Here is a 19,738-nt window from a genome sequence, read left to right as displayed (position 1 = left end):
CAGATGGCCCCAAGCCAGGCGGCCACCGGCCGCTTCGGTGGGGAGTCATTGGTCATCGCGCCCCAATGGATCGGGGATGCGGTGATGACCGAGCCACTCTTACGCCGGTTGGCGGCGCGGGGCGAGCGCATCACGGTGGCTGCGGTGCCGTGGGTGGCCCCGGTGTACCGCGCCATGCCCCAGGTGGCAGAGGTGCTGGTCTTGCCCTTTGGGCGTGGCGGCGTCGAGTGGGCTGCGCGCCGTGCCTATGCGGCCGGTTTGCGGGGCCGATTCGACCGGGCCTATTTGTGCCCCAACTCCCTCAAAAGTGCGCTGATCCCTTTCTGGGCCGGCATCCCTGTGCGCGTGGGCTTCTCGGGTGAGCTGCGCTTCGGGCTGCTGAACCGCCGGCTGCCCAATCCCCCCAAAAACAGCCGCCCGCCCATGGTGGCTTTTTACTCTGCCCTCAGTGGCGATGCTGGTGTGGAAGGGGACCGTCCCGCATTGCATGTGGCGGCCGATGACATCGCCACTGTGCTGGCGCCGCGGGGCTTGCAAGCGCAGGGCTTTTATGTCGTAGCACCCGGCGCCGAGTACGGCCCGGCCAAGCGCTGGCCGGCCACCCATTTCGCTGCCATGGCCGCGCAGTTGGAGCGGCCGGTGTTGTTGCTGGGCTCGGCTAAAGATGATGCGGTGTGCACCGAGATCGCAGAGGCAGTAAATGCCTTGCGCCCGGGTCGTTGTGCGAATCTGGCCGGGCGCACCAGCCTGGACGAAGCGGTGGCGCTGATTGCCGGCGCGCACGCCATGGTGAGCAACGACTCAGGCCTTATGCATGTGGCGGCTGCATTCGGGGTGCCGCAGGTGGCAATCTTCGGATCTTCGAGTCCACTGCATACGCCGCCGCTGAATCCGGCGGCCACGGTCCTGTGGCTGAAGAACGACGCCGCTTACCAACCGCCCTTGGATTGCGCGCCGTGCTTCAAGCGGGAGTGTCCGCTGGGGCACACACGCTGCTTGAACGATATCACTCCGGATAAAGTGCTATCGATTTTGTAGCTGGTTGCGCATATTCCGCGAGCGCTAGCGCCTGATTTTGCATAAAAAAAAGCCACCCGAGGGTGGCTTTATAAAGTCCCCGGAGGGACGTCGTTGGAACCTGTTGAAGGAGGCCTATTGCTTGGCCTTCTCTTCTATCCTTGTGAACTGTGACAGCAGCTGGGGCGAATTTTCTCGCGCATGTGGATAGAGCGGTATCCCCCATTCGGGTGAATTTGCACACTTTTTTCACATTTTTTTGTGCAGTGCAGCGTTTTCTCATGCGGGCGACCGGGATCTCAGTCGCTACCAGCTCTGCAACACCCAGTCCGCACGGTGGCGGGTGGCTGCGATCCGGACGGCGTTGGGTTCGTCGGTGCTGTCGATCCATGCCCGGGCCTCTGGTTCGCTGCGTCCGAACCGCATGTGTCGGGCCAGCAAGCGGGCGTGGCGTAGGGCCGGGTCGAGGTCCAGGTACCACGCCTCGTCGAGCAAACCCCGCACCCGGGACCAGGCGCCATCCTCGAGCAGCAGGTAGTTCCCTTCCGTGATGATCAGCGGCTTGTCCGCATGAAGGGGAATGGCGCCTGCGATGGGTTCTTCGAGCTGGCGGTCAAAGTCGGGGGCGTAAATGGTTTCGCCCTCAGTCTGGCGGCGCACACGCTCTAACAGGTGCACATAGCCTGCGCTGTTAAAGGTGTGCGGTGCACCCTTGCAGTGGCCTTGTTGCAAGCGGGCAAGCTCCCGGTTGGCGAGGTGAAATCCGTCCATCGGCAGGTACTGGCTCTGCGCACTGAACCGGACATGGAGTGCTTGTGCCAGGGTGGATTTGCCGGCCCCCGGGCCTGCGGCAATGCCCAGAATGATCCGGCGCCCGCTGGACAAAAGCGCTTCGATACGGGCGATTGCCTCTGGGGGCAGGGCGCTCGGCGGGGGCGCACTATTTGGCGTCAAATAAGGGTTTTCCATAATTAAAGTAACTTGATTTACTAACATCGATGAGTCTATAGTCTCACCACGCCAAAACCTGTGCGTAGTTCCCCGGGGTCCTTCTCGGGGGCCCTAACCATAAGTGTCATATTGACCGAGGAGACCTGAATGAAGAAATCTGCCCCCCTGATCCTGTCCGCATTGGCTTTGGCCGCCTCCGGCGCTTTTGCCGCCAACGAGCCAGTGATCGGCCTGATCACCAAGACCGAAACCAACCCCTTCTTCGTCAAGATGAAGGAAGGCGCGACCGCTGAAGCGAAAAAGATGGCCGCCAAATTGCTGACCGCGTCCGGCAAAAAAGACGGTGACACCGCATCCCAAATCGCCGCCATTGAGAACATGACCGCTCGTGGCGCCAAAACGATTCTGATCACCTCCTCCGGCGATGCGATCCTGCCTGCGGTGAAAAAGGCTCAGGAAAAAGGCGTGCAAGTCATCGCCTTGGACAGCCCGTTTGATGGCGCTGACGCCCTGTTTGCGACCGACAACTACAAAGCCGGCGAGTTGATTGGCCAATACGCCAAGGCCGCACTCGGTGGCAAGCCTGCCAAGATCGCCATGTTGGACCTGTTTCCCGGCCACCCCGTGGGCGCACAGCGCCACAACGGCTTCATGAAGGGTTTCGGCTTGCAAGCGAATGACGCCAAGTCCAACGAACTCTCCAAAACCGCTGAAACCGTCTGCGCTGCCGACACCGATGGCAACCAGGCCAAGGGCCAGACCGCCATGGAAACCTGCTTGCAAAAGGACCCGGCCATCAACGTGGTTTACACCATCAATGAGCCAGCCGCTGCAGGTGCCTACAACGCACTGAAAAAAGCCGGCAAGGAAAAAGGCGTGCTGATCGTCTCGGTGGACGGCGGCTGTGCCGGCGTAGCCGATGTGGGCAAGGGCGTGATCGCAGCGACCTCGCAGCAATACCCCCTGAAGATGGCCGCTATGGGTGTGGCTGCCGGCGTGGAATACGCCAAAGGCGGCAAAAAGGCCTCTGGCTACGTCGACACCGGCGTGACCCTGATCGCCGGCAAGCCGGTGGCAGGCGTCGACAGCAAAGACGTCAAAACCGGCACCGACCTGTGCTGGGGCAAGAAGTAAGTTGAACCGGGGCTGACACTGCGTCCAGCTCCATCCCGGGGCCGGTGATTTGCACACGCAAATGCCGGGCCCCGTGTTTCCTTGAGTCGGCGCCACGCGCCTCCTGTTTTCAAGCGAATCCGGCGCTACTCCGGATCACACCATGGCTACAACCAATACCAAACAAATCCCGTGGGCCATGCTCGGCCCGTGGCTCGCCTTGTTGGCTGCGTGCACCTTTTTCGCCACCCAGTCCGACCGCTTTCTGACGGGTGAGAACCTATCCCTCGTATTGCAGCAGGTCATGGTGGTGGGTTTGCTCGCGATCGGGCAGACACTCATTATTTTGACCGCCGGTATCGACCTGTCCTGCGGCATGGTCATGGCGCTGGGCGGCATCGTGATGACCAAGTTCACCATGGACTTAGGCATTCCGCCTTTCTGGGCAGTGCTATGCGGGATTTTGGTTACCGCGTCGTTCGGCTTGCTCAACGGCTTGCTGGTGACCCGTGTCAAATTGCCCTCGTTCATCGTGACCTTGGGTACCATGAATATCGCCTTCGCTATCACCCAAATCTATTCTGAAGCCCAAACGGTGGGCAACCTGCCGGACTCAATGACCGCGCTGGGCAACACCTTCAGCCTTGGTGGAACCTCGGTGGCTTGGGGCACTGTTGTCATGCTGGGTATGTATTTGCTGGCCTGGCACCTGCTGCGGGATACCGCCGCCGGCCGACACGTCTATGCTGTGGGTAACAACCCCGAAGCCGTGCGCTTGACCGGTATTTCAGTGGACCGGGTATTGCTCGGTGTGTATGTGTTGGCCGGTGTCTTGTATGGCGTGGCCGCGCTCTTGTCGGTGGCTCGCACTGGTGTGGGTGACCCGCAAGCAGGGCAGACTGAGAATCTGGACGCGATTACTGCAGTGGTCTTGGGCGGTACCTCTTTGTTCGGCGGCCGCGGTGTGATCTTGGGCTCGCTGGTGGGTGCTGTCATCGTGGGTGTGTTCCGCAACGGACTGACGCTGATGGATGTGGCGTCGGTGTACCAAACCCTGATTACCGGCATTCTGGTCATTCTGGCGGTTGCGGCCGACCAACTTTCACGCAAGGGAGCACGCTAATGAGCAGCCCGCAAATCGTTTTGAAGGCCAGTGGACTGGTCAAGCGCTACGGCGGCGTCACCGCCCTCGATGGCGTCGATTTTGAACTGCGCGCCGGCGAAATTCTGGCGGTGATCGGCGACAACGGTGCCGGCAAATCCAGCCTGATCAAGGCCCTGTCGGGTGCCGTGGTGCCGGACGAAGGCCGCATGGAGCTTGATGGCAAGCCGGTGCTTTTCCGCTCGCCAATCGATGCACGCCGCCACGGCATCGAAACCGTGTACCAGGACTTGGCTGTGGCGCCAGCGATGTCAATTGCTGAAAATCTGTTTCTGGGCCGCGAACTCCGTCGCCCCGGCGTGTTGGGCAGTGTGTTCAGGTCACTCGACAAAAAACGCATGCTCGAAGAAGCGGTTTCGCGCATGAATGACCTCAAGGTCGGCATCCGCTCCATGACCCAGGCAGTGGAAACCTTGTCCGGCGGGCAACGCCAGTGTGTGGCGGTGGCCCGTGCGGCTGCATTTGCCCAGCATGTGGTCATCATGGATGAGCCGACCGCAGCCTTGGGTGTCAAAGAGGGCAACATGGTGCTGGAGCTAATCCGCCGGGTGCGCGACAAGGGGCTCCCGGTGATTTTGATCAGCCACAACATGCCCCATGTGTTTGAAATCGCAGACCGGATTCATATTCAGCGACTCGGGAAACGGGCCTGCGTGGTGAACCCGAAGGCGATCAGCATGAGCGACACCGTCGCCGTCATGACCGGCGCTAAAGCGGTTGAAGACATTCCAGCCTCTGCGCTAGCGTGAGGCTGAGGGGCGTGCTGCAAGGCTACGGGGCGGGGAAATCCCCTAAAACTAATCTGCTTCGCACGGGCTTCATCGGTGAAAATCTGAAGACCATGAATTTTGAAGCCACCCTGCCCAATGCCTTGCCCGAAGCCCCGGCTTCGACAGCAGCCCATGCTCCTTCGGTATTGCGGCCACGGGGTTCAAATCATGTGGGCATGCGCCAGTTCAATGAGCGAGTGGTACTGCAGGCGATCCGGCTGAACGGCAGCCTGCCCAAGGCCGATTTGGCCCGCTTGACCGGCCTCACAGCCCAAACCATCGGACTGATCACCACCCGCCTAGAGGACGATGGTTTGCTGCTCCGCCAGGACCGGGTGCGCGGTCGCATCGGACAGCCCTCGGTGCCGATGGCTTTGAACCCCGACGGCGCCTTCTCGATGGGCATCAAGATTGGCCGCCGCAGTGCCGACTGGTTGTTGGTCGATTTCACCGGCGTGGTCAGGGCGCGTGAAACCATGTCCTACAGCTTCCCCGATGCAGATACGTTGCTCCCCCAAGTGCAAAGCCGCATGCGCAGCCTTCAGGATGGCTTGGGCGCCTTGGCCCCTCGCATCGTGGGGGTCGGGGTAGCGGCGCCCTTTAATTTGGGGGGCTGGCACAAGATGCTGGGCCTGTCAGCCTCGGTGTCTGACCAATGGAACCATATTGACCTGGCGGCGCAAGTCCAGGCAATGACCGATGTACCGGTGAGCTTTGCCAAGGACACCCAAGCGGCGTGTGTGGCAGAGTTGGTGGCCGGGCGCGGGCGCGATTTGAAGAGTTTTTTGTACCTGTTTGTCGACACGTTTGTCGGCGGTGGATTGGTGCTGAACTCGCACCTGCACGGTGGCATTCATGGCAATGCGGGCGCTGTTGCCTCGCTGCCCCTGCAGGTGGCCAGCGGCGGTGCGGTGCCGGAGCAGCTCTTGGCCCACGCTTCTTTGTGGGAGTTGGAGCAGCATTTCAAGGCCAGTGGCCTCGACCCCGCCGCCTACGACGACCGTGCGCTGGAGGGGGCTTATGCGCCCCTCACCGAAGCCTGGATTGCCAGTGCCGCCCAAGGCCTGGCGCAATGTGTGGTGAGTGGCACGGCATTCCTGGATCTGGACGCGGTGGTGATCGACGGCTCATTCACCCGCGCCATGCTCAAACGCCTGATCGATCAGACCACCGCTGCTTTGCGCAACTACGACTGGGAAGGCCTGTGGCCAGCCAAAGTGATTGCCGGCAGTATCGGGTCGGATGCGCGGGCCCTGGGGGGTGCCTTGCTGCCCCTGCATGAAAACTTTGCACCCGATCGTGACCTTTTTCTCAAGGTCACCGCCTGAGGCTTTAAGCGTTTTTGAGCGGCAAGCGGATCTCGAAGCAGGCGCCGCCTTCCGGGCGGTTGGTGCACCGCACGGTGCCGCCGTGTCGCTCGGCGATGGACTTCACCAAAGCCAGGCCCAACCCAACTCCGCCCTCTCGCTCAGAAGCACCCGGCAGCCGGTAAAACGGCTCAAAAATTCGCTGTTGTTGCTCCGGGGGCACGCCGGGGCCGCTGTCGCAGACCTGAATCAGGGCCCACTCGGTCTCTTTACGCACCATCAAACGCACGTCGCCCGCACCATAACGGCGCGCGTTTTCCAGCAGGTTGCGTACTGCGCGCCGCAGCAGTTTGGCGACACCGGGAACCTCCAAAGCCTGTAGCTCGACATCCAGCAGCGCCTGGTTGCGCGCGCGCTCTTCGGCGGCCAGCCCGACAAGATCTACCGACTCCACCGTGCCGAGGTCGGCCTCTTTCGCATCCAGCCGGCTGGCCAGCAAGATCTCTTCAATCAGTTGGTCGAGTTCGGCAATATTGCGGGCCACCTCTCGCTTGAACGCCGCGCTGGGCGTGCTGCCCATCAACTCTAGCCCCATGCGGATGCGAGCTAGCGGGGAGCGTAGCTCGTGTGATGCATTGGCTAGAAGTGATTTTTGGGAGGCTAGCAGGGTGTCGCGCGCTTGCACCAGGGTTTCAATTTGTTCTGCGGCGTGGTTGAAGCGCGCGGCTAAAAAGCCAACCTCGTCGCCGCCGTGCATGGACACCCGCGCACTCAGGTCACCGCTGCCCCAGCGCTCAACCCCGTTTTGCAGTGTCTCCAGCCTGCGGGTCAAGCGGCGAATGATGGGGTAAGTCCCCAAGGCTACTGCAACTGCTACCAGCGCAAGCGTCCAGGCAAAGCCGAAAGGGGCTTTGAAACTGCTACTGGGCGGGCGAGGTAAGTGCAGGTGAATGGTTTGCCCGTCCGACATGCGCACCAGAAACTCCGGCCCCCGACCGAAACGGCCGGGTCTATCGCTGTCGCGGTCATCGTTATCGTCGTCTTTGCTGTCGGGTGGGGAGGTGTGGTCGTCAAGGCTCAGGCCCGGAACAGGGGGCGGCCGGCTCAGGCGGGCGCGGCCACTGCCGATGACCTCGCCAAATTCATTGCGCACCACCACTTCCCGCAGGGGGGGCTCGCTGGTCATGCGCCAGACCCAGCCCACCAGAAGGGTCAGCACCACGACCGTGAGCACCACGGCCAGCCAGATGCGGACATAGAGCTTGTGCAGCATTACCGGTTAGTCCTGCTGCCGGGCAAACACATAACCCACACCACGCACCGTCAGGATGCGTTTGGGCTCCTTGGCGTCTGCTTCGATGGCTGCGCGGATGCGGCCCATGTGCACATCGATAGAGCGGTCAAAGGCCTCTAGCTCGCGGCCCCGCACCGCTTCCATGATCTGGTCGCGGGTCAGCACCCGGCCGGCCCGTTCAGCCAGTGCCACCAACAAGTCAAATTGGTAGGAGGTGAGCTCACAGGCGGTGCCAGCCACGGTGACAGTGCGGGCATCGCGGTCGATTTCGAGGGTGCCGAAGCGCAAGGCTTTGGCGTTGGTGGCGGGTGTCTCACCTTTGCGCCGCAGGATGGCGCGTACCCGTGCCAGTAATTCACGGGGTTCAAAGGGCTTGGGCAGGTAGTCGTCAGCGCCGATTTCCAGCCCGATGATGCGGTCCATCGCATCCCCTTTGGCGGTCAGCATCAGCACCGGGACTTGCCCCATCGCGCCGGGCAGGGCGCGGATGCGGCGGCAAATTTCGAGGCCATCCATGTCCGGGAGCATCAGGTCCAGGATCACCAAGTCCGGTGGCGGGGCTCCGCTGTCTGCGGCGAGGCGGGCGAGACCGCTATGCCCATCGCCCGCGTGGGCTACGGAGAAGCCGGATTGTTCGAGGTACTCGGCCACCATGGAGGCTAGCCGGGCATCGTCTTCGATCATGAGCAGGTTTTGGCGCATGCCCGCAGTCTAGCGGTGACCATCCCTGCCCAGATGCGGCTGGCTTGAAGATTCCGTAAAGTTGGGTAAATTTTGCTATTAAATATATAGCAATAGGCGCTTGATTAATGAGCGCTAGGGGTCGATTTGATGCGTGACGCCAAAACGATCAGCACCAGCACAGGCAGCCCGATGCAGGCAGTACCCACGAAAAATGGGGTGTACCCGACCGCGTTGACCATATCGCCCGAGAAGCCAGCCAGAAACTTGGGCAGCAACACCATCATGGAGCTGAACAGTGCATATTGGGTGGCCGAGTATTGGATGTTGGTGAGTGAGGACAGGTAGGCCACAAACGCTGCAGTTGCTATCCCGCTGGAAAAATTGTCCGCAGAGATGACTGCCATCAAGGCGTGCAGGTCGTGCCCGCGGGTGCCCAACCAAGCAAACAGCAAGTTGCTGCCGGCACTCAGCACAGCGCCCAACATCAAGACTTTGAGCACGCCCAGGCGCAGCGCCAGCGCACCGCCGACAAACGCGCCCACCAGCGTCATGATGACGCCGTAGACCTTGGTAATCGCCGCGACCTCGCCCTTGGTGTAACCCATATCCACGTAAAACGGGTTGGCCATGATGCCCATCACCACGTCGCTGATGCGGTAGGTGGCAATCAAGGACAAGATCAGCACCGCGTGCCAGCGGTGGCGCCGCACAAACTCGGCGAAGGGCTCAATCAATGCACTTTGCAGCCATTCACCGGCGTTGCGGGCCGGGCGCAGAGGAGCGGGTGCGGGTTCTTTGGACAAGAGCACCACCAACATGCCCGGCAGCATGCTCATGGCCATGACCAAATAAGCGGTGCGCCAGGCCGCATATTGGTACAAGTCGGCGCTGGGGGTTTCGTTGGCCGCTGCAATCCAGAGGGCACCTGCGCCCGCCCAGATCATGGCCAGGCGGTAGCCCGCCATGTAGGTGGCAGACAGCGCGGCTTGGTGCTGGCTGTCGCCGGATTCGATACGAAACGCATCCAGCGCAATGTCCTGGGTCGCAGAGGCAAAAGCCAACGCAATCGCGCACCACACCACCGGGGTCAAGGCGTTGCGCGGGTCGGTCAGGGCCATCGTGCAGAGTGCAGCCATGATGGCCACTTGCGCCACGAGCAGCCAGCTGCGGCGGCGGCCGAGTGCGGTAGTGAGCAAAGGGATTGGCAAGCGGTCCACCAAGGGGGCCCACGCCCACTTGAAGCCGAAGGCGATGCCCACCCAGCTCATATGGCCAATAGTGCTGCGGTCGACACCTGCCTCGCGCAACCAGAAACTCAGGGTCCCGAACACCAACAAGAGGGGCAGTCCTGCCGAGAAGCCCAGCGCCAACATCCGCAGCGAGGCCGGTTCTGCATAGACCTTGAGCATGTCCCGCCAATGGGGTTTGTCGGCGGTGGCGGGGGTGTCGGGCGTTAGAGAACTCATCGGGGAATAATACCTGTCCACTTTGGAGTCAAACGCTGCTATGTTGAGTGATCTTTGTCCTGTGAGTCGCCTCCGCCCGTCCCTGATCCGCTGGGTTGGCGGCTTGTTGATGGTGGGTTGCACCGTTTTGACCCCAACCGCGTTCGCGAGAGAGGGCGTGGAGGTAGGGGGTAACTCCGCATTTAGCAAATTGGTCTCGGCCAGCGACATCGAGGAGTCTGCGGCGCAGCAATACGCCCAGATGCTGGCCCAAGCGCAGCAGCAAAGAGCCTTGGCGGGCGATGAGCATCCCCAAGTGCGGCGCTTGAGGACAATCGCGCGCCGCATCATCCCTTATGCCAATGAGTGGAATCCACGCGCCCAAGACTGGCGCTGGGAGATCAATTTGATCGGGTCTAAGCAGATCAATGCTTTTTGCATGCCGGGGGGCAAGATTGCGTTCTACACCGGCATTCTCGACACCCTCAAACTCACAGATGACGAAGTCGCCATGGTCATGGGCCATGAAATCGCCCATGCTTTGCGGGAGCATACCCGCGAGCGGATGGGTAAAACCGCAGCGACCGGGCTGGGTGCGAACTTGCTGTCGCAGGTGCTCGGGCTGGGGCAGATCGGGCAAACGGTTACCCAATACGGTGCCCAGCTCTTGACCTTGAAGTTCAGCCGTGAAGATGAGTCCGAGGCCGATCTGGTGGGCTTGGAGCTTGCTGCCCGCGCGGGTTACGACCCGCGCGCGGGCATCACCTTGTGGCGCAAGATGTCGGCTGCCAACAAGAATGCGCCGCCGCAATGGCTGTCGACCCACCCTGCCGGCGATACCCGGATTGCCGACATGGAAGCGGCAATGGCGCAAGTGGTGCCCCTGTATGCGAAAGCTAAAAAGCCCGAAAAATCCAAAAAAGTGCCTTAAAGCGAGCCTGAAAGGCAACGTTTGCGCACCCGCTAGTCCACGCGGACTATTGTTGGAAGCCCGCGATAAAACCACAACTACATCTACTTACATACAAGGGAGTAACTGTGAAAACATTGCTGAAAAAACTAGCGGTAGGTCTGGCGCTGGGTTGGTCGATGACGGGTGCCGCGATGGCGACTGTTGTGACATCTCCGACCTTTTCCTTAGCGGGTGGTAGCCACCTCACCCTCAATACCAACCCCGCGAATGCTTTCGATGTGGCTGTTCCGGGCTTCGATCTGTCGCAAGCACGTTATGGCAGTTTTTTGAAATTGAGTGGCGCGGCTGATCTGACCTTTACCTTCGTGGGCAAAGAGGCGGCTTTTAATAACGTCTTCAGTTCGATCAGTTTCCATCCCTTCGATGTCGAGTCTTTCTCCAACACCATGTCGGTCCCGGGCGTGAGCTCGTTCGGTTTCTCTGATGTGAGCGCTGGCAAATTGAACTTCAGTTTCTTGTCGCAGGGTAACTTGCGCACCGCCTTTGGCAATGGCGACTCCCGTGTGGGCATGGTCTTGAGCAGCGACAAACAGAGTGCATTGCTGATGTTCAATGACAAGGCCAAAGACAAGGATTACGACGACATGGTGATCAAGGTCTCCATCATGACCCCGGTACCCGAGCCGGAGACTTATGCCCTGATGTTGGGCGGATTGGCCGTTTTGGGTGCAGTGGCCCGACGTCGCAAAGCCCAAAAGCCATGAAAAAAGAGCCCCGAGAGGGCTCTTTTTGATGGGAGATTAGAGTCGCACCGTTGCGTGGCAACTGGTCAAAAAGTCCAGTCGTAGGCGACGGTGACGGGTGCATGGTCGGAAAACTTCTCAGCCTTGTAAATGGCGACTTCCTTGGCTGTCGCAGCGAAGGCTGGGGTTGCCAAATGATAGTCAAGCCGCCAGCCCACGTTCTTGGCGTAGGCCTGCCCGCGGTTGCTCCACCATGTGTAGCTTTCTTCGGTGGCCGTCGGGTGGAGCGTGCGGTGCACATCGACCAGCCCTCCTTCGCTGAGCGCCTTGGTCATCCACGCCCGCTCTTCGGGCAAAAAGCCGGAGTTCTGTTTGTTGCCTTTCCAGTTTTTCAGGTCAATCTCTTGGTGCGCAATATTGAGGTCGCCACACAGCACCAGCTCACGCCCGGACCGGAGGTCTTGGAGATGGGGGTAAAACTCTTCCAAGAATCGAAATTTAGCGGCTTGCCGTTCTTCACCGGACGAGCCGCTCGGGAAATAGGCGCTGATGATGGAGAACTTGCGGCTGGGCGTGTCAAAACGCAGCTCGACATAGCGGCCTTCGGCATCGAACTCTTGGGAGCCGTATCCGACCCGGACGTCGCTCGGTATGGCCCGGGTGTAGATGCCCACACCGGAATAGCCCTTCTTCTCCGCAAAATGGAAGTGCCCTTTCAGATCGCCAAAGGACTCGAACTTGCCCGCAACGTCCGCCGCTTGGGCTTTGACTTCCTGGACGCAAATACAATCGGGCTGCGCTTGGGCGAGCCAGGCTTCAAGGCCTTTGCTGGTGGCGGAACGGATGCCGTTCAGGTTCAGGCTGGTTAATTTAAACAAGGATTTCCCCATGTCGGACAAAGACCCGTTGGCACAAGAGTTTGTACAGTTTGCTGTGGCATGTGGCGTGCTGCGATTCGGCGAATTCAAGACCAAAGCCGGTCGCATGAGCCCCTACTTTTTCAATGCTGGCCTGTTTGACGATGGCGCCAAACTGGGGCAGCTCGCGGGATTTTATGCGGAGCGCCTGATTGAAAGCGGCATCGAGTTTGACATGGTGTTCGGGCCTGCTTACAAGGGCATTCCGCTGGGCGCTGCCGTGGCGATTGAGCTGGCTCGCCGTGGCCGCAACGTGCCTTTTGCCTACAACCGCAAAGAGGCCAAAGACCATGGTGAAGGCGGCACCTTGGTCGGTGCTCCCCTGAAAGGTCGCGTATTGATTGTGGATGACGTCATGTCAGCTGGTACCGCAGCCCGTGAGTCGATCGCCATCATCCAAGCCGCCGGTGCGATTCCGCATGCCGTATGCATTGCATTGGACCGGCAGGAAATGGCAACGGAGAGCGGCAAAGATGTGCCTTACAGCGCCGTGCAATACGTGCGTGGTCAGCTGGGCTTGAACGTCTGCGCAATTGCGAAGCTGGGCGATTTGATGCAGTATTTGCAAGAGACCGATGGGTCCGCAGCAGACGCCGAGCGTGTGCTGGCTTACCGTCAGCGTTACGGTGTCGATGAAAGTGAATAAATGAAGCAGTCCGCCTTGGTGGCAATGATGGTGTCGGGAGGGCTTTGCCTGGGCGTCGTGCCCGCGGCGAGTGCCCAGAGTTCAGCGCCTGCTGCCGGGGGCATCTACACCTGTGTGGATGCCAAGGGCCGCAAGCTCACCGCTGATCGACCGATTCAGGAATGTATCGATCGCGAGCAAAGGATCTTGAACCCCAGCGGAACTACCCGCGCCAAGGTCGGCCCCAGTTTGACTTCCAAAGAGCTGGCGGAGCTGGAGGCGCGCGAAAAGCGCGAGCAAGAAGACCGCAACCGGATCGCCGAGGAAAAGCGCCGGGACCGTGCCCTATTGGTGCGCTACCCGAGCAAAGTGGTGCACGATCAGGAGCGCTCGGATGCACTGGCCCAAATTGCAGTCGTCGTGAAAGCTGCGACCAACCGCGTAGATGAACTCGCCAAGCAGCGCCTCGCCATTGATGCGGAGATGGAGTTCTACAAAAAGGACCCCACCAAAGCGCCTGCATACCTGCGCCGGCAGCTCGAAGAAAACGAGCAAAGCAAGGCGGTGCAAGAGCGGTTCATCAGCGAACAGGACGCGGAGGCCAAACGCGTCAATGCCCGCTTTGACGATGAACTGGTTCGGCTGCGACAACTCTGGGCTGCCGCAGCCGCTGTGAACCGGTAAGGCTTACCCCGCGAGTTTGCTGCGCAGCAAGTCGTTGACCTGTTGCGGGTTCGCCTTGCCCTTGCTGGCTTTCATGATCTGACCCACCAAGCCGTTCAGGGCTTTTTCGTTACCCGCCTTGAATTCAGCCACGTTTTTGGCGTTGGCTTCAACCACTTGAACGACGATCGCTTCCAGTGCGCCGGTGTCGTTCATTTGTTTGAGGCCCTTGGCTTCGATGATCGAGTCCACATAAGCAAGCCCACTTTCGTGCATCGTTCCAGGTGCATGGGTGAGTTCTACAAACACAGTCTTTCCGGCGGAGTTGGAAATTGTGCTGTCAGAGATTCGTGTAATCAATGCGGCTAAGTTTCGAGCAGGCACAAATTCTGTGAACTCTTCAAAAGAAGTGTCCTCCACCGCATTAAGCCACTTTGAAACTTCACCCATGATCCAGTTGCTCGCGAGCTTCGGTTGTCCGCAAATTTTGGTGACCGCCTCAAAGTAGTTGGCGAGTGCCAAGCTTTGCGTGAGCTGTGTCGCATCGTACTCACTCAGACCGTAATCCGCTTGGAAGCGCGCTGCCATGTTACGAGGTAATTCGGCCATTTGCCCTCGAACTGTCTCGATCCACTGCTCTGAAATACATAGCGACGGTAGATCGGGATCCGGGAAGTAGCGGTAGTCGGCCGCGTCTTCCTTGGTGCGCATGGCGCGGGTCTCGCCGGTGTCGGGGTTGAAAAGCACGGTGGCTTGCTGGATTTCCAACCCGTCTTCGATCTGCTCGATCTGCCAGCGCACCTCATAGTCGATGGCCTGCTGCATGAACTTGAAACTGTTCAGGTTCTTGATCTCGCGGCGGGTGCCGAGGGGTTGGCCCGGTTTGCAGACCGATACGTTGGCGTCGCAGCGGAAGGAGCCTTCCTGCATGTTGCCGTCGCAAATGCCGATCCAAGTCACGATCTTGTGCAGTTCTTTGGCGTAGGCCACCGCCTCGGCGCTGGAGCGCATGTCGGGCTCGGTCACGATTTCTAGCAAGGGTGTGCCGGCGCGGTTCAGGTCAATGCCGCTTTGCCCGATGAAGTCTTCGTGCAGCGATTTACCCGCATCTTCTTCGAGGTGCGCGCGCACCAGGCGCACGGTTTTCTTTTCCCGAACCAAGTCGGCGCCTTTGCCTGTCTCGAGAAAGAATTCCACCGCGCCGCCTTGCACCACCGGAATCTCAAACTGGCTGATCTGGTAACCCTTGGGCAGATCCGGGTAGAAGTAATTTTTGCGAGCAAAAATACTGCGCGGGGCAATGTGCGAGCCAATAGCCAGTCCGAACTGGATGGCGCGTTCTACCGCGCCCTTGTTCATTACCGGCAGGGTGCCCGGCAAGGCCAGGTCCACCGCGCAGGCTTGAGTGTTGGGCTCTGCCCCAAAGGCAGTACTGGCGCGGGAGAAAATTTTCGACAGGGTCGAAAGCTGGGCGTGGGTCTCAAAGCCAATGATGACTTCGTAGCCATGCACCAGCGGGCCGGTGGGGCGGCCCTGTTGTTGTGCTTCGAATGTGTTCACGGTCTCACTCATAGTCAGAATCCTGCAGGCTTGGCCAAGTGGTAGTCAGTCGCTTGTTGGAAGCGGTGCGCAGCGTTGAGCAGGCGAGCTTCGTCCAGGTAGTTGCCCAGCAACTGCATGCCGATGGGCAAGCCCTTGTCCGCTTCAGCTTTGGCAAAGCCGACAGGAATGCTCATGCCCGGCAAACCGGCCAAAGAGCCGGACAGGGTGAAGATGTCAGCCAGATAGTTGGCAACCGGGTCATCCGATTTTTCACCGATCTTCCATGCCACCGTCGGCGCAACCGGGCCGGCAATGACATCGCACTCTTTGAAGGCATTCTGGAAATCGTCCGCAATCATGCGACGGATTTTTTGGGCCTGCAGGTAATAGGCGTCGTAGTAGCCATGGCTCAGCACATAGGTGCCGATCATGATGCGGCGTTTGACTTCGTCGCCAAAGCCTTCGGCGCGCGTCTTTTTGTACATGTCGGCCAGGTCGCCGTAGTCTTTGGCGCGGTGTCCGAACTTCACGCCGTCGAAGCGGCTCAGGTTGCTCGACGCTTCAGCGGGCGCAATGATGTAGTACACCGGGATGGAGAGCTCGGTGCGTGGCAATGCAATGGGCACCAGCTTGGCGCCGAGTTGTTCGTATTGCTTGAGCGCTGCATCGACCGACGCGCGCACATCGTCAGACAAACCTTCGCCGAAAAACTCTTTCGGCACGCCGATGCGCAGGCCTTCAATGCTGTCGTTCAGTTGGCGCAAGTAGTTCTCGGCAGGTGCGTCGAGCGATGTGGAGTCGCGGTCCGGGTCCGGGCCGCACATGGCAGATAGCAACAATGCGCAGTCTTCTGCACTGCGGGCCATGGGGCCGGCTTGGTCCAGGCTAGAGGCAAACGCCACCATGCCGTAGCGCGAAGCGCGGCCGTAAGTCGGCTTGATGCCGGTGATGCCGCAAAACGCGGCCGGTTGGCGGATCGAGCCGCCGGTATCAGTGCCAGTCGCAGCAGGTGCCAAGCGGGCGGCTACTACGGCTGCACTGCCGCCGGAGGAGCCACCGGGGATGCGGGTGGTATCCCACGGGTTGCGCACCGGTTCTACGGTGTCGCTGCCCAGGGGCGCAACCGCTGTGTTTTCGTTGCTGGAGCCCATGGCGAACTCGTCGCAGTTCACTTTGCCCAATGTAACCGTGCCTGCATCGGCCAGTTTGCTCACCACGGTGGCATCAAAAGGCGAGCGATAGCCCCTGAGCATGCGGGAGCCGGCGGTGGTGGCGAAGTCGCGAGTTACGAAAATGTCTTTGTGCGCCAGCGGCAAACCATCTAGGGGGCGGGCGTTGCCTGCCGCAATGCGGTCGTCTGACGCGCGGGCCTGCGCCAGGGTGGCGTCGGGGTTGCTGTCGACATAGACGCCGAGCGCACTGTGGGCTTGGCCCCGGTCCAGAAAATGCTGGGCGAGTTCGGTAGCAGACACTTGTTTGTCTGCAAGCGCGGTCACCAGTTCCTGAACACTCAAGTCGTGCGGCGCGCGGGTGGAGAGGGGGGTCGTCATAAATTTACGTAGCTTTACTCAATAACCTTGGGCACCAAAAAGAGCCCGCGCTCCACGGCGGGCGCGCTGCGTTGGTTGGCTTCGCGTTGGTTTGTCTCAGTGGCAAGGTCGTCCCGCAAGCGCAGGGTGATGTCTTGAATGGTCGCCACCGGGTGTGCCAAGGGCTGAATGCCCGTCGTGTCGACTGCGCGCATGGTCTCCACGATTCCAAAAAAACCGTTCAATTGGGTCAGCATGCGCTCACTTTCCTCCGGTTGGAGTTCGAGGCGCGCTAGATTGGCGATACGAGCGATGTCGGCAGATGTCAAGGACATGGGTGTAGAAGGGTTGAAACCGGCGGTAAATCGTGTCAAACCACGCTTTCCGTCCGGAGTTATTAACAGGGGATGGGTTATTATCCTGCCTTTGGCCGGAGGCTCGGAAACCCGCGGTCTTTGACGCCAAACTTACGAATTAAAATTGTTAAAACCGGTGGTGTTGCGCCGAAGCGCGCGGCACGCTTGAGAGGAAATGTAATGTTTGGAGCTTTCCGTCAGTATTTTTCTACTGACTTGGCGATTGACCTTGGCACTGCCAACACCCTGATTTACGTGCGAGATAAGGGCATCGTGCTCGACGAGCCCTCAGTGGTCGCGATTCGCCACGAGGGCGGTCCTCAAGGCAAGAAGACGATCCAGGCTGTAGGCCGCGAAGCCAAAGCCATGTTGGGCAAAGTGCCCGGCAACATCGAGGCGATCCGCCCGATGAAGGACGGCGTGATTGCCGACTTCACCGTCACTGAGCAGATGCTCAAGCAGTTTATCAAGATGGTGCACCCCCGCGGCGTGTTCAAGCCGAGCCCCCGTATCATCATTTGCGTGCCTTGCGGCTCCACCCAAGTGGAACGGCGTGCCATTCGCGAATCTGCGCTGGGCGCAGGTGCCAGCGATGTGTACCTGATCGAAGAACCCATGGCAGCCGCCATCGGTGCCGGTTTGCCAGTGGCTGAAGCCAGCGGCTCTATGGTGGTGGATATCGGTGGTGGTACTACCGAAGTCGGCGTGATCTCCTTGGGCGGCATGGTCTACAAGGGCTCGGTGCGCGTAGGCGGCGACAAGTTTGACGAAGCCATCATCAACTACATCCGCCGCAACTACGGCATGTTGATTGGTGAGCCTACCGCTGAGGCCATCAAGAAGCAAATCGGTTCTGCATTCCCCGGCTCTGAAGTCAAGGAAATGGAAGTCCGTGGTCGCAACCTGTCCGAGGGCGTGCCCCGCAGCTTCACGATTTCTTCCAATGAAATCCTGGAAGCCTTGACCGACCCGCTGAACAATATCGTGTCGGCCGTCAAAAATGCTTTGGAGCAAACCCCGCCTGAGTTGGGTGCAGACATTGCGGACCGCGGCATGATGCTGACCGGTGGTGGCGCCTTGTTGCGCGACTTGGACCGTTTGTTGGCCGAGGAAACCGGCTTGCCGGTGTTGGTGGCCGAAGATCCGCTGACCTGCGTGGTTCGTGGTTGTGGCATCGCGTTGGAACAGATGGAGCGCTTGGGTTCCATTTTCACCAGCGAATAATCTTCACTTATTCCGGACACAGCGATGCCACTCGGTACGCTGGACAGAGATCCTCCCCCCTTCTTCCGTCAGGGCCCTTCGGCCTTGACCAAGCTTGCTGTCTGCAGCGCATTCGCCCTGCTGTTGATGGTGTCAGATGCTCGCTTCAAAGTGATGCAGCCATTGCGCACGGCACTCGCAGCCGGGCTCTATCCGGTGCAGTGGCTGGCTTTGCAGCCTTTGGCCGCTGCGGGGCAGCTGTCGGCGTATTTCTCGACGCTCGCCACCGCAGAAACCGTGCAAGAAGAAGCGCGGCGCAAGTTGAGTACGCAGTCACTGCGCGCCAATCAGGTCGATCAGCTCGAGTTGGAAAATCAGCGTTTGCGCAAACTGCTGGACCTTTCAGCACGCTTGGACACCAATTTCCGTGCTGCCCAGGTCATCTACGACGCTGCTGACCCCTACACCCGCAAAGTGATCATCGACCGGGGGCAGCTGCACCGGGTCGCCTTGGGTTCTCCGGTGCTGGATGAGTCGGGTGTCATCGGGCAAGTGACCCGTGTGTATCCGCTCACGAGTGAAGTGACCTTGATCACTGACCGGGACCACGCGATTCCGGTGCTGAACGCCCGGACCGGAGCGCGGGGTGTGGCATTCGGCGATACCTCGTCTTATGCGGATGCCCTGGAGTTGCGCTACATGGCGGCCAACGCGGATGTGGCGGTGGGCGACTTGTTGACCACCAGCGGTGTCGATGGTATCTACCCCCCTGGCCTGCCTGTGGCCCGGGTGGAAAAAGTGGAGCGCAAAGTGGATGCGGTATTTGCGCGCATTTACTGCGTGCCGCTAGGGCTGGTGTCCGGTGCCGGGCATGTGATCGTTTTGGATCCACTGGGCGACAAAATACCGGCGCGCCCGCAGCCCGAGCCCTCAGTCGTCACCCCGAAAGCCAAAGGGGCTAAACCATGATCATGCGACCCGGGCAGCAATTGCTGTTGCCGGCCAAACCCTTGTTCATATGGGGAAGCCTGCTGAGCGCTTTGCTGCTGAACATGCTGTTCAACATGGGTTGGTGGGGACGCTCCGCCTGGACGCCTGACATGCTGGCGCTGGTGCTGGTGTTTTGGACGGTGCATCAGCCCCTCCGCGTGGGTATTGGTGCCGCCTTTTTCATGGGCTTGTTGATGGACGTCCATCAAGGTGCGCTGTTGGGGCAACACGCCATGTCGTACACGGTGTTGAGTTTTCTGGCGATTGCTGTGCACCGGCGCTTGCTCTGGTTTTCGGTTCCCTCGCAGGCTGCCCAGGTGTTCCCTTTGTTCGCGGCTGCGCATGGTTTGGAATTGTTTTTACGCATGGCCGGTGGCGGTGCCTTTCCCGGCTGGCTATTGATGCTGGCGCCTTTTTTGGAGGCTGCGCTGTGGCCGGTTGCGAGTATCGTGCTGCTTGCGCCGCAGCGGCGTGCGCCGGACCCTGATGCCAACCGACCTCTGTAAGGTGCGCT

20 protein-coding genes are annotated in these 19,738 nt (G+C 60.1%); 12 read left to right on the top strand and 8 right to left on the bottom strand.

The window, feature by feature from the left end:
• Window positions 1-3 precede the first annotated feature (3 nt).
• A complete protein-coding gene (gene waaF, locus U5L73_RS01620) occupies window positions 4-1,038 on the top strand; it encodes a lipopolysaccharide heptosyltransferase II (RefSeq protein WP_322560711.1) in 1,035 nt (344 codons plus the stop codon).
• Window positions 1,039-1,323: 285 nt separating this feature from the next.
• On the opposite strand, the gene U5L73_RS01615 is transcribed toward waaF, so the two are convergent.
• Entirely contained in the window at window positions 1,324-1,986 is a 663-nt protein-coding gene (locus U5L73_RS01615; protein WP_322560710.1) for a nucleoside/nucleotide kinase family protein, read from the bottom strand.
• Window positions 1,987-2,115: 129 nt separating this feature from the next.
• Here U5L73_RS01615 and U5L73_RS01610 point away from each other — a divergent pair, with 129 nt between their 5' ends.
• The 4 genes from U5L73_RS01610 (at window position 2,116) to U5L73_RS01595 (ending at window position 6,341) form a co-directional block, all read left to right on the top strand.
• On the top strand, window positions 2,116-3,102 hold the full coding sequence (locus U5L73_RS01610) for a sugar ABC transporter substrate-binding protein (RefSeq protein WP_322560709.1): 987 nt from the start codon (window positions 2,116-2,118) through the stop codon (window positions 3,100-3,102).
• Between the two features lie 142 nt (window positions 3,103-3,244).
• Window positions 3,245-4,204, top strand: a complete 960-nt coding sequence (locus tag U5L73_RS01605) for an ABC transporter permease (protein ID WP_322560708.1) — start codon at window positions 3,245-3,247, stop codon at window positions 4,202-4,204.
• The gene (locus tag U5L73_RS01600; RefSeq protein ID WP_313882095.1) at window positions 4,204-4,992 is read left to right on the top strand and encodes an ATP-binding cassette domain-containing protein; all 789 of its coding nucleotides are present in this window, start codon (window positions 4,204-4,206) and stop codon (window positions 4,990-4,992) included. Before U5L73_RS01605 ends, U5L73_RS01600 begins: the two co-directional genes overlap by 1 nt.
• 92 nt (window positions 4,993-5,084) lie before the next feature.
• On the top strand, window positions 5,085-6,341 hold the full coding sequence (locus U5L73_RS01595) for an ROK family transcriptional regulator (RefSeq protein WP_322560707.1): 1,257 nt from the start codon (window positions 5,085-5,087) through the stop codon (window positions 6,339-6,341).
• A 4-nt stretch (window positions 6,342-6,345) separates the two neighbouring features.
• On the opposite strand, the gene U5L73_RS01590 is transcribed toward U5L73_RS01595, so the two are convergent.
• The 3 genes from U5L73_RS01590 to U5L73_RS01580 form a co-directional block, all read right to left on the bottom strand.
• Window positions 6,346-7,593, bottom strand: coding sequence for a HAMP domain-containing sensor histidine kinase (locus tag U5L73_RS01590; protein ID WP_322560706.1), 1,248 nt, complete (start codon window positions 7,591-7,593; stop codon window positions 6,346-6,348).
• Between the two features lie 6 nt (window positions 7,594-7,599).
• Window positions 7,600-8,316, bottom strand: a complete 717-nt coding sequence (locus tag U5L73_RS01585) for a response regulator transcription factor (protein ID WP_322560705.1) — start codon at window positions 8,314-8,316, stop codon at window positions 7,600-7,602.
• A 104-nt stretch (window positions 8,317-8,420) separates the two neighbouring features.
• Complete coding sequence (locus tag U5L73_RS01580) at window positions 8,421-9,764, bottom strand: AmpG family muropeptide MFS transporter (RefSeq protein WP_322560704.1); 1,344 nt, start codon at window positions 9,762-9,764, stop codon at window positions 8,421-8,423.
• 109 nt (window positions 9,765-9,873) lie between these two features.
• Between U5L73_RS01580 and U5L73_RS01575 the strand changes: the two genes are divergently transcribed.
• The gene (locus U5L73_RS01575) at window positions 9,874-10,674 is read left to right on the top strand and encodes a M48 family metallopeptidase (RefSeq protein ID WP_322561913.1); all 801 of its coding nucleotides are present in this window, start codon (window positions 9,874-9,876) and stop codon (window positions 10,672-10,674) included.
• 107 nt (window positions 10,675-10,781) lie between these two features.
• Entirely contained in the window at window positions 10,782-11,420 is a 639-nt protein-coding gene (locus U5L73_RS01570; RefSeq protein WP_322560703.1) for a PEP-CTERM sorting domain-containing protein, read from the top strand.
• A 65-nt stretch (window positions 11,421-11,485) separates the two neighbouring features.
• On the opposite strand, the gene U5L73_RS01565 is transcribed toward U5L73_RS01570, so the two are convergent.
• A complete protein-coding gene (locus U5L73_RS01565; protein ID WP_322560702.1) occupies window positions 11,486-12,277 on the bottom strand; it encodes an exodeoxyribonuclease III in 792 nt (263 codons plus the stop codon).
• Between the two features lie 10 nt (window positions 12,278-12,287).
• Here U5L73_RS01565 and pyrE point away from each other — a divergent pair, with 10 nt between their 5' ends.
• Complete coding sequence (gene pyrE, locus U5L73_RS01560; RefSeq protein ID WP_322560701.1) at window positions 12,288-12,962, top strand: orotate phosphoribosyltransferase; 675 nt, start codon at window positions 12,288-12,290, stop codon at window positions 12,960-12,962.
• Window positions 12,963-13,625 (top strand): DUF4124 domain-containing protein, encoded by a 663-nt coding sequence (locus U5L73_RS01555; RefSeq protein WP_322560700.1) that lies wholly within the window; start codon window positions 12,963-12,965, stop codon window positions 13,623-13,625. It begins immediately after the preceding gene.
• A 3-nt stretch (window positions 13,626-13,628) separates the two neighbouring features.
• On the opposite strand, the gene gatB is transcribed toward U5L73_RS01555, so the two are convergent.
• From gatB to gatC, 3 genes are read right to left on the bottom strand one after another with little or no spacing between them, the layout of a single operon-like run.
• Window positions 13,629-15,176: an Asp-tRNA(Asn)/Glu-tRNA(Gln) amidotransferase subunit GatB gene (gatB, locus tag U5L73_RS01550; protein WP_322560699.1), complete on the bottom strand. Its 1,548-nt coding sequence runs from the start codon at window positions 15,174-15,176 to the stop codon at window positions 13,629-13,631.
• Window positions 15,177-15,178: 2 nt separating this feature from the next.
• Window positions 15,179-16,696, bottom strand: coding sequence for an Asp-tRNA(Asn)/Glu-tRNA(Gln) amidotransferase subunit GatA (gene gatA, locus U5L73_RS01545; protein WP_322560698.1), 1,518 nt, complete (start codon window positions 16,694-16,696; stop codon window positions 15,179-15,181).
• A 14-nt stretch (window positions 16,697-16,710) separates the two neighbouring features.
• The gene (gene gatC / locus U5L73_RS01540; RefSeq protein ID WP_313874433.1) at window positions 16,711-17,010 is read right to left on the bottom strand and encodes an Asp-tRNA(Asn)/Glu-tRNA(Gln) amidotransferase subunit GatC; all 300 of its coding nucleotides are present in this window, start codon (window positions 17,008-17,010) and stop codon (window positions 16,711-16,713) included.
• A 201-nt stretch (window positions 17,011-17,211) separates the two neighbouring features.
• On the opposite strand from gatC, the gene U5L73_RS01535 reads away from it, so the two are divergent.
• The 3 genes from U5L73_RS01535 to mreD are packed head-to-tail and all read left to right on the top strand — an operon-like array spanning window position 17,212 to window position 19,730.
• Complete coding sequence (locus U5L73_RS01535; protein WP_313874432.1) at window positions 17,212-18,255, top strand: rod shape-determining protein; 1,044 nt, start codon at window positions 17,212-17,214, stop codon at window positions 18,253-18,255.
• 24 nt (window positions 18,256-18,279) lie between these two features.
• Window positions 18,280-19,203 (top strand): rod shape-determining protein MreC, encoded by a 924-nt coding sequence (gene mreC / locus U5L73_RS01530; RefSeq protein WP_322560697.1) that lies wholly within the window; start codon window positions 18,280-18,282, stop codon window positions 19,201-19,203.
• Entirely contained in the window at window positions 19,200-19,730 is a 531-nt protein-coding gene (mreD, locus tag U5L73_RS01525; protein WP_313874430.1) for a rod shape-determining protein MreD, read from the top strand. Before mreC ends, mreD begins: the two co-directional genes overlap by 4 nt.
• The last annotated feature ends 8 nt before the right edge of the window (window positions 19,731-19,738 follow it).

Origin of the sequence: Rhodoferax sp. (genome assembly GCF_034520025.1) — a bacterium.
In the GTDB taxonomy this organism is placed as follows: Bacteria; Pseudomonadota; Gammaproteobacteria; order Burkholderiales; family Burkholderiaceae_C; genus Allorhodoferax.
The sequence above is the reverse complement of the archived record's forward strand: the minus strand, read 5'-3'. Positions and strand labels throughout refer to the sequence as shown.

Coding starts and splice junctions, on each gene's coding strand:
- U5L73_RS01585 (WP_322560705.1), bottom strand. CDS start 8,316: ATGCGCCAAAACCTGCTCATGATCGAAGACGATGCCCGGCTAGCCTCC.
- gatA (WP_322560698.1), bottom strand. CDS start 16,696: ATGACGACCCCCCTCTCCACCCGCGCGCCGCACGACTTGAGTGTTCAG.
- U5L73_RS01575 (WP_322561913.1), top strand. CDS start 9,874: ATGGTGGGTTGCACCGTTTTGACCCCAACCGCGTTCGCGAGAGAGGGC.
- mreD (WP_313874430.1), top strand. CDS start 19,200: ATGATCATGCGACCCGGGCAGCAATTGCTGTTGCCGGCCAAACCCTTG.
- U5L73_RS01580 (WP_322560704.1), bottom strand. CDS start 9,764: ATGAGTTCTCTAACGCCCGACACCCCCGCCACCGCCGACAAACCCCAT.
- U5L73_RS01615 (WP_322560710.1), bottom strand. CDS start 1,986: ATGGAAAACCCTTATTTGACGCCAAATAGTGCGCCCCCGCCGAGCGCC.
- U5L73_RS01535 (WP_313874432.1), top strand. CDS start 17,212: ATGTTTGGAGCTTTCCGTCAGTATTTTTCTACTGACTTGGCGATTGAC.
- U5L73_RS01555 (WP_322560700.1), top strand. CDS start 12,963: ATGAAGCAGTCCGCCTTGGTGGCAATGATGGTGTCGGGAGGGCTTTGC.
- pyrE (WP_322560701.1), top strand. CDS start 12,288: ATGTCGGACAAAGACCCGTTGGCACAAGAGTTTGTACAGTTTGCTGTG.
- gatC (WP_313874433.1), bottom strand. CDS start 17,010: ATGTCCTTGACATCTGCCGACATCGCTCGTATCGCCAATCTAGCGCGC.
- U5L73_RS01595 (WP_322560707.1), top strand. CDS start 5,085: ATGAATTTTGAAGCCACCCTGCCCAATGCCTTGCCCGAAGCCCCGGCT.
- waaF (WP_322560711.1), top strand. CDS start 4: ATGGCCCCAAGCCAGGCGGCCACCGGCCGCTTCGGTGGGGAGTCATTG.
- U5L73_RS01600 (WP_313882095.1), top strand. CDS start 4,204: ATGAGCAGCCCGCAAATCGTTTTGAAGGCCAGTGGACTGGTCAAGCGC.
- U5L73_RS01610 (WP_322560709.1), top strand. CDS start 2,116: ATGAAGAAATCTGCCCCCCTGATCCTGTCCGCATTGGCTTTGGCCGCC.
- mreC (WP_322560697.1), top strand. CDS start 18,280: ATGCCACTCGGTACGCTGGACAGAGATCCTCCCCCCTTCTTCCGTCAG.
- gatB (WP_322560699.1), bottom strand. CDS start 15,176: ATGAGTGAGACCGTGAACACATTCGAAGCACAACAACAGGGCCGCCCC.
- U5L73_RS01590 (WP_322560706.1), bottom strand. CDS start 7,593: ATGCTGCACAAGCTCTATGTCCGCATCTGGCTGGCCGTGGTGCTCACG.
- U5L73_RS01605 (WP_322560708.1), top strand. CDS start 3,245: ATGGCTACAACCAATACCAAACAAATCCCGTGGGCCATGCTCGGCCCG.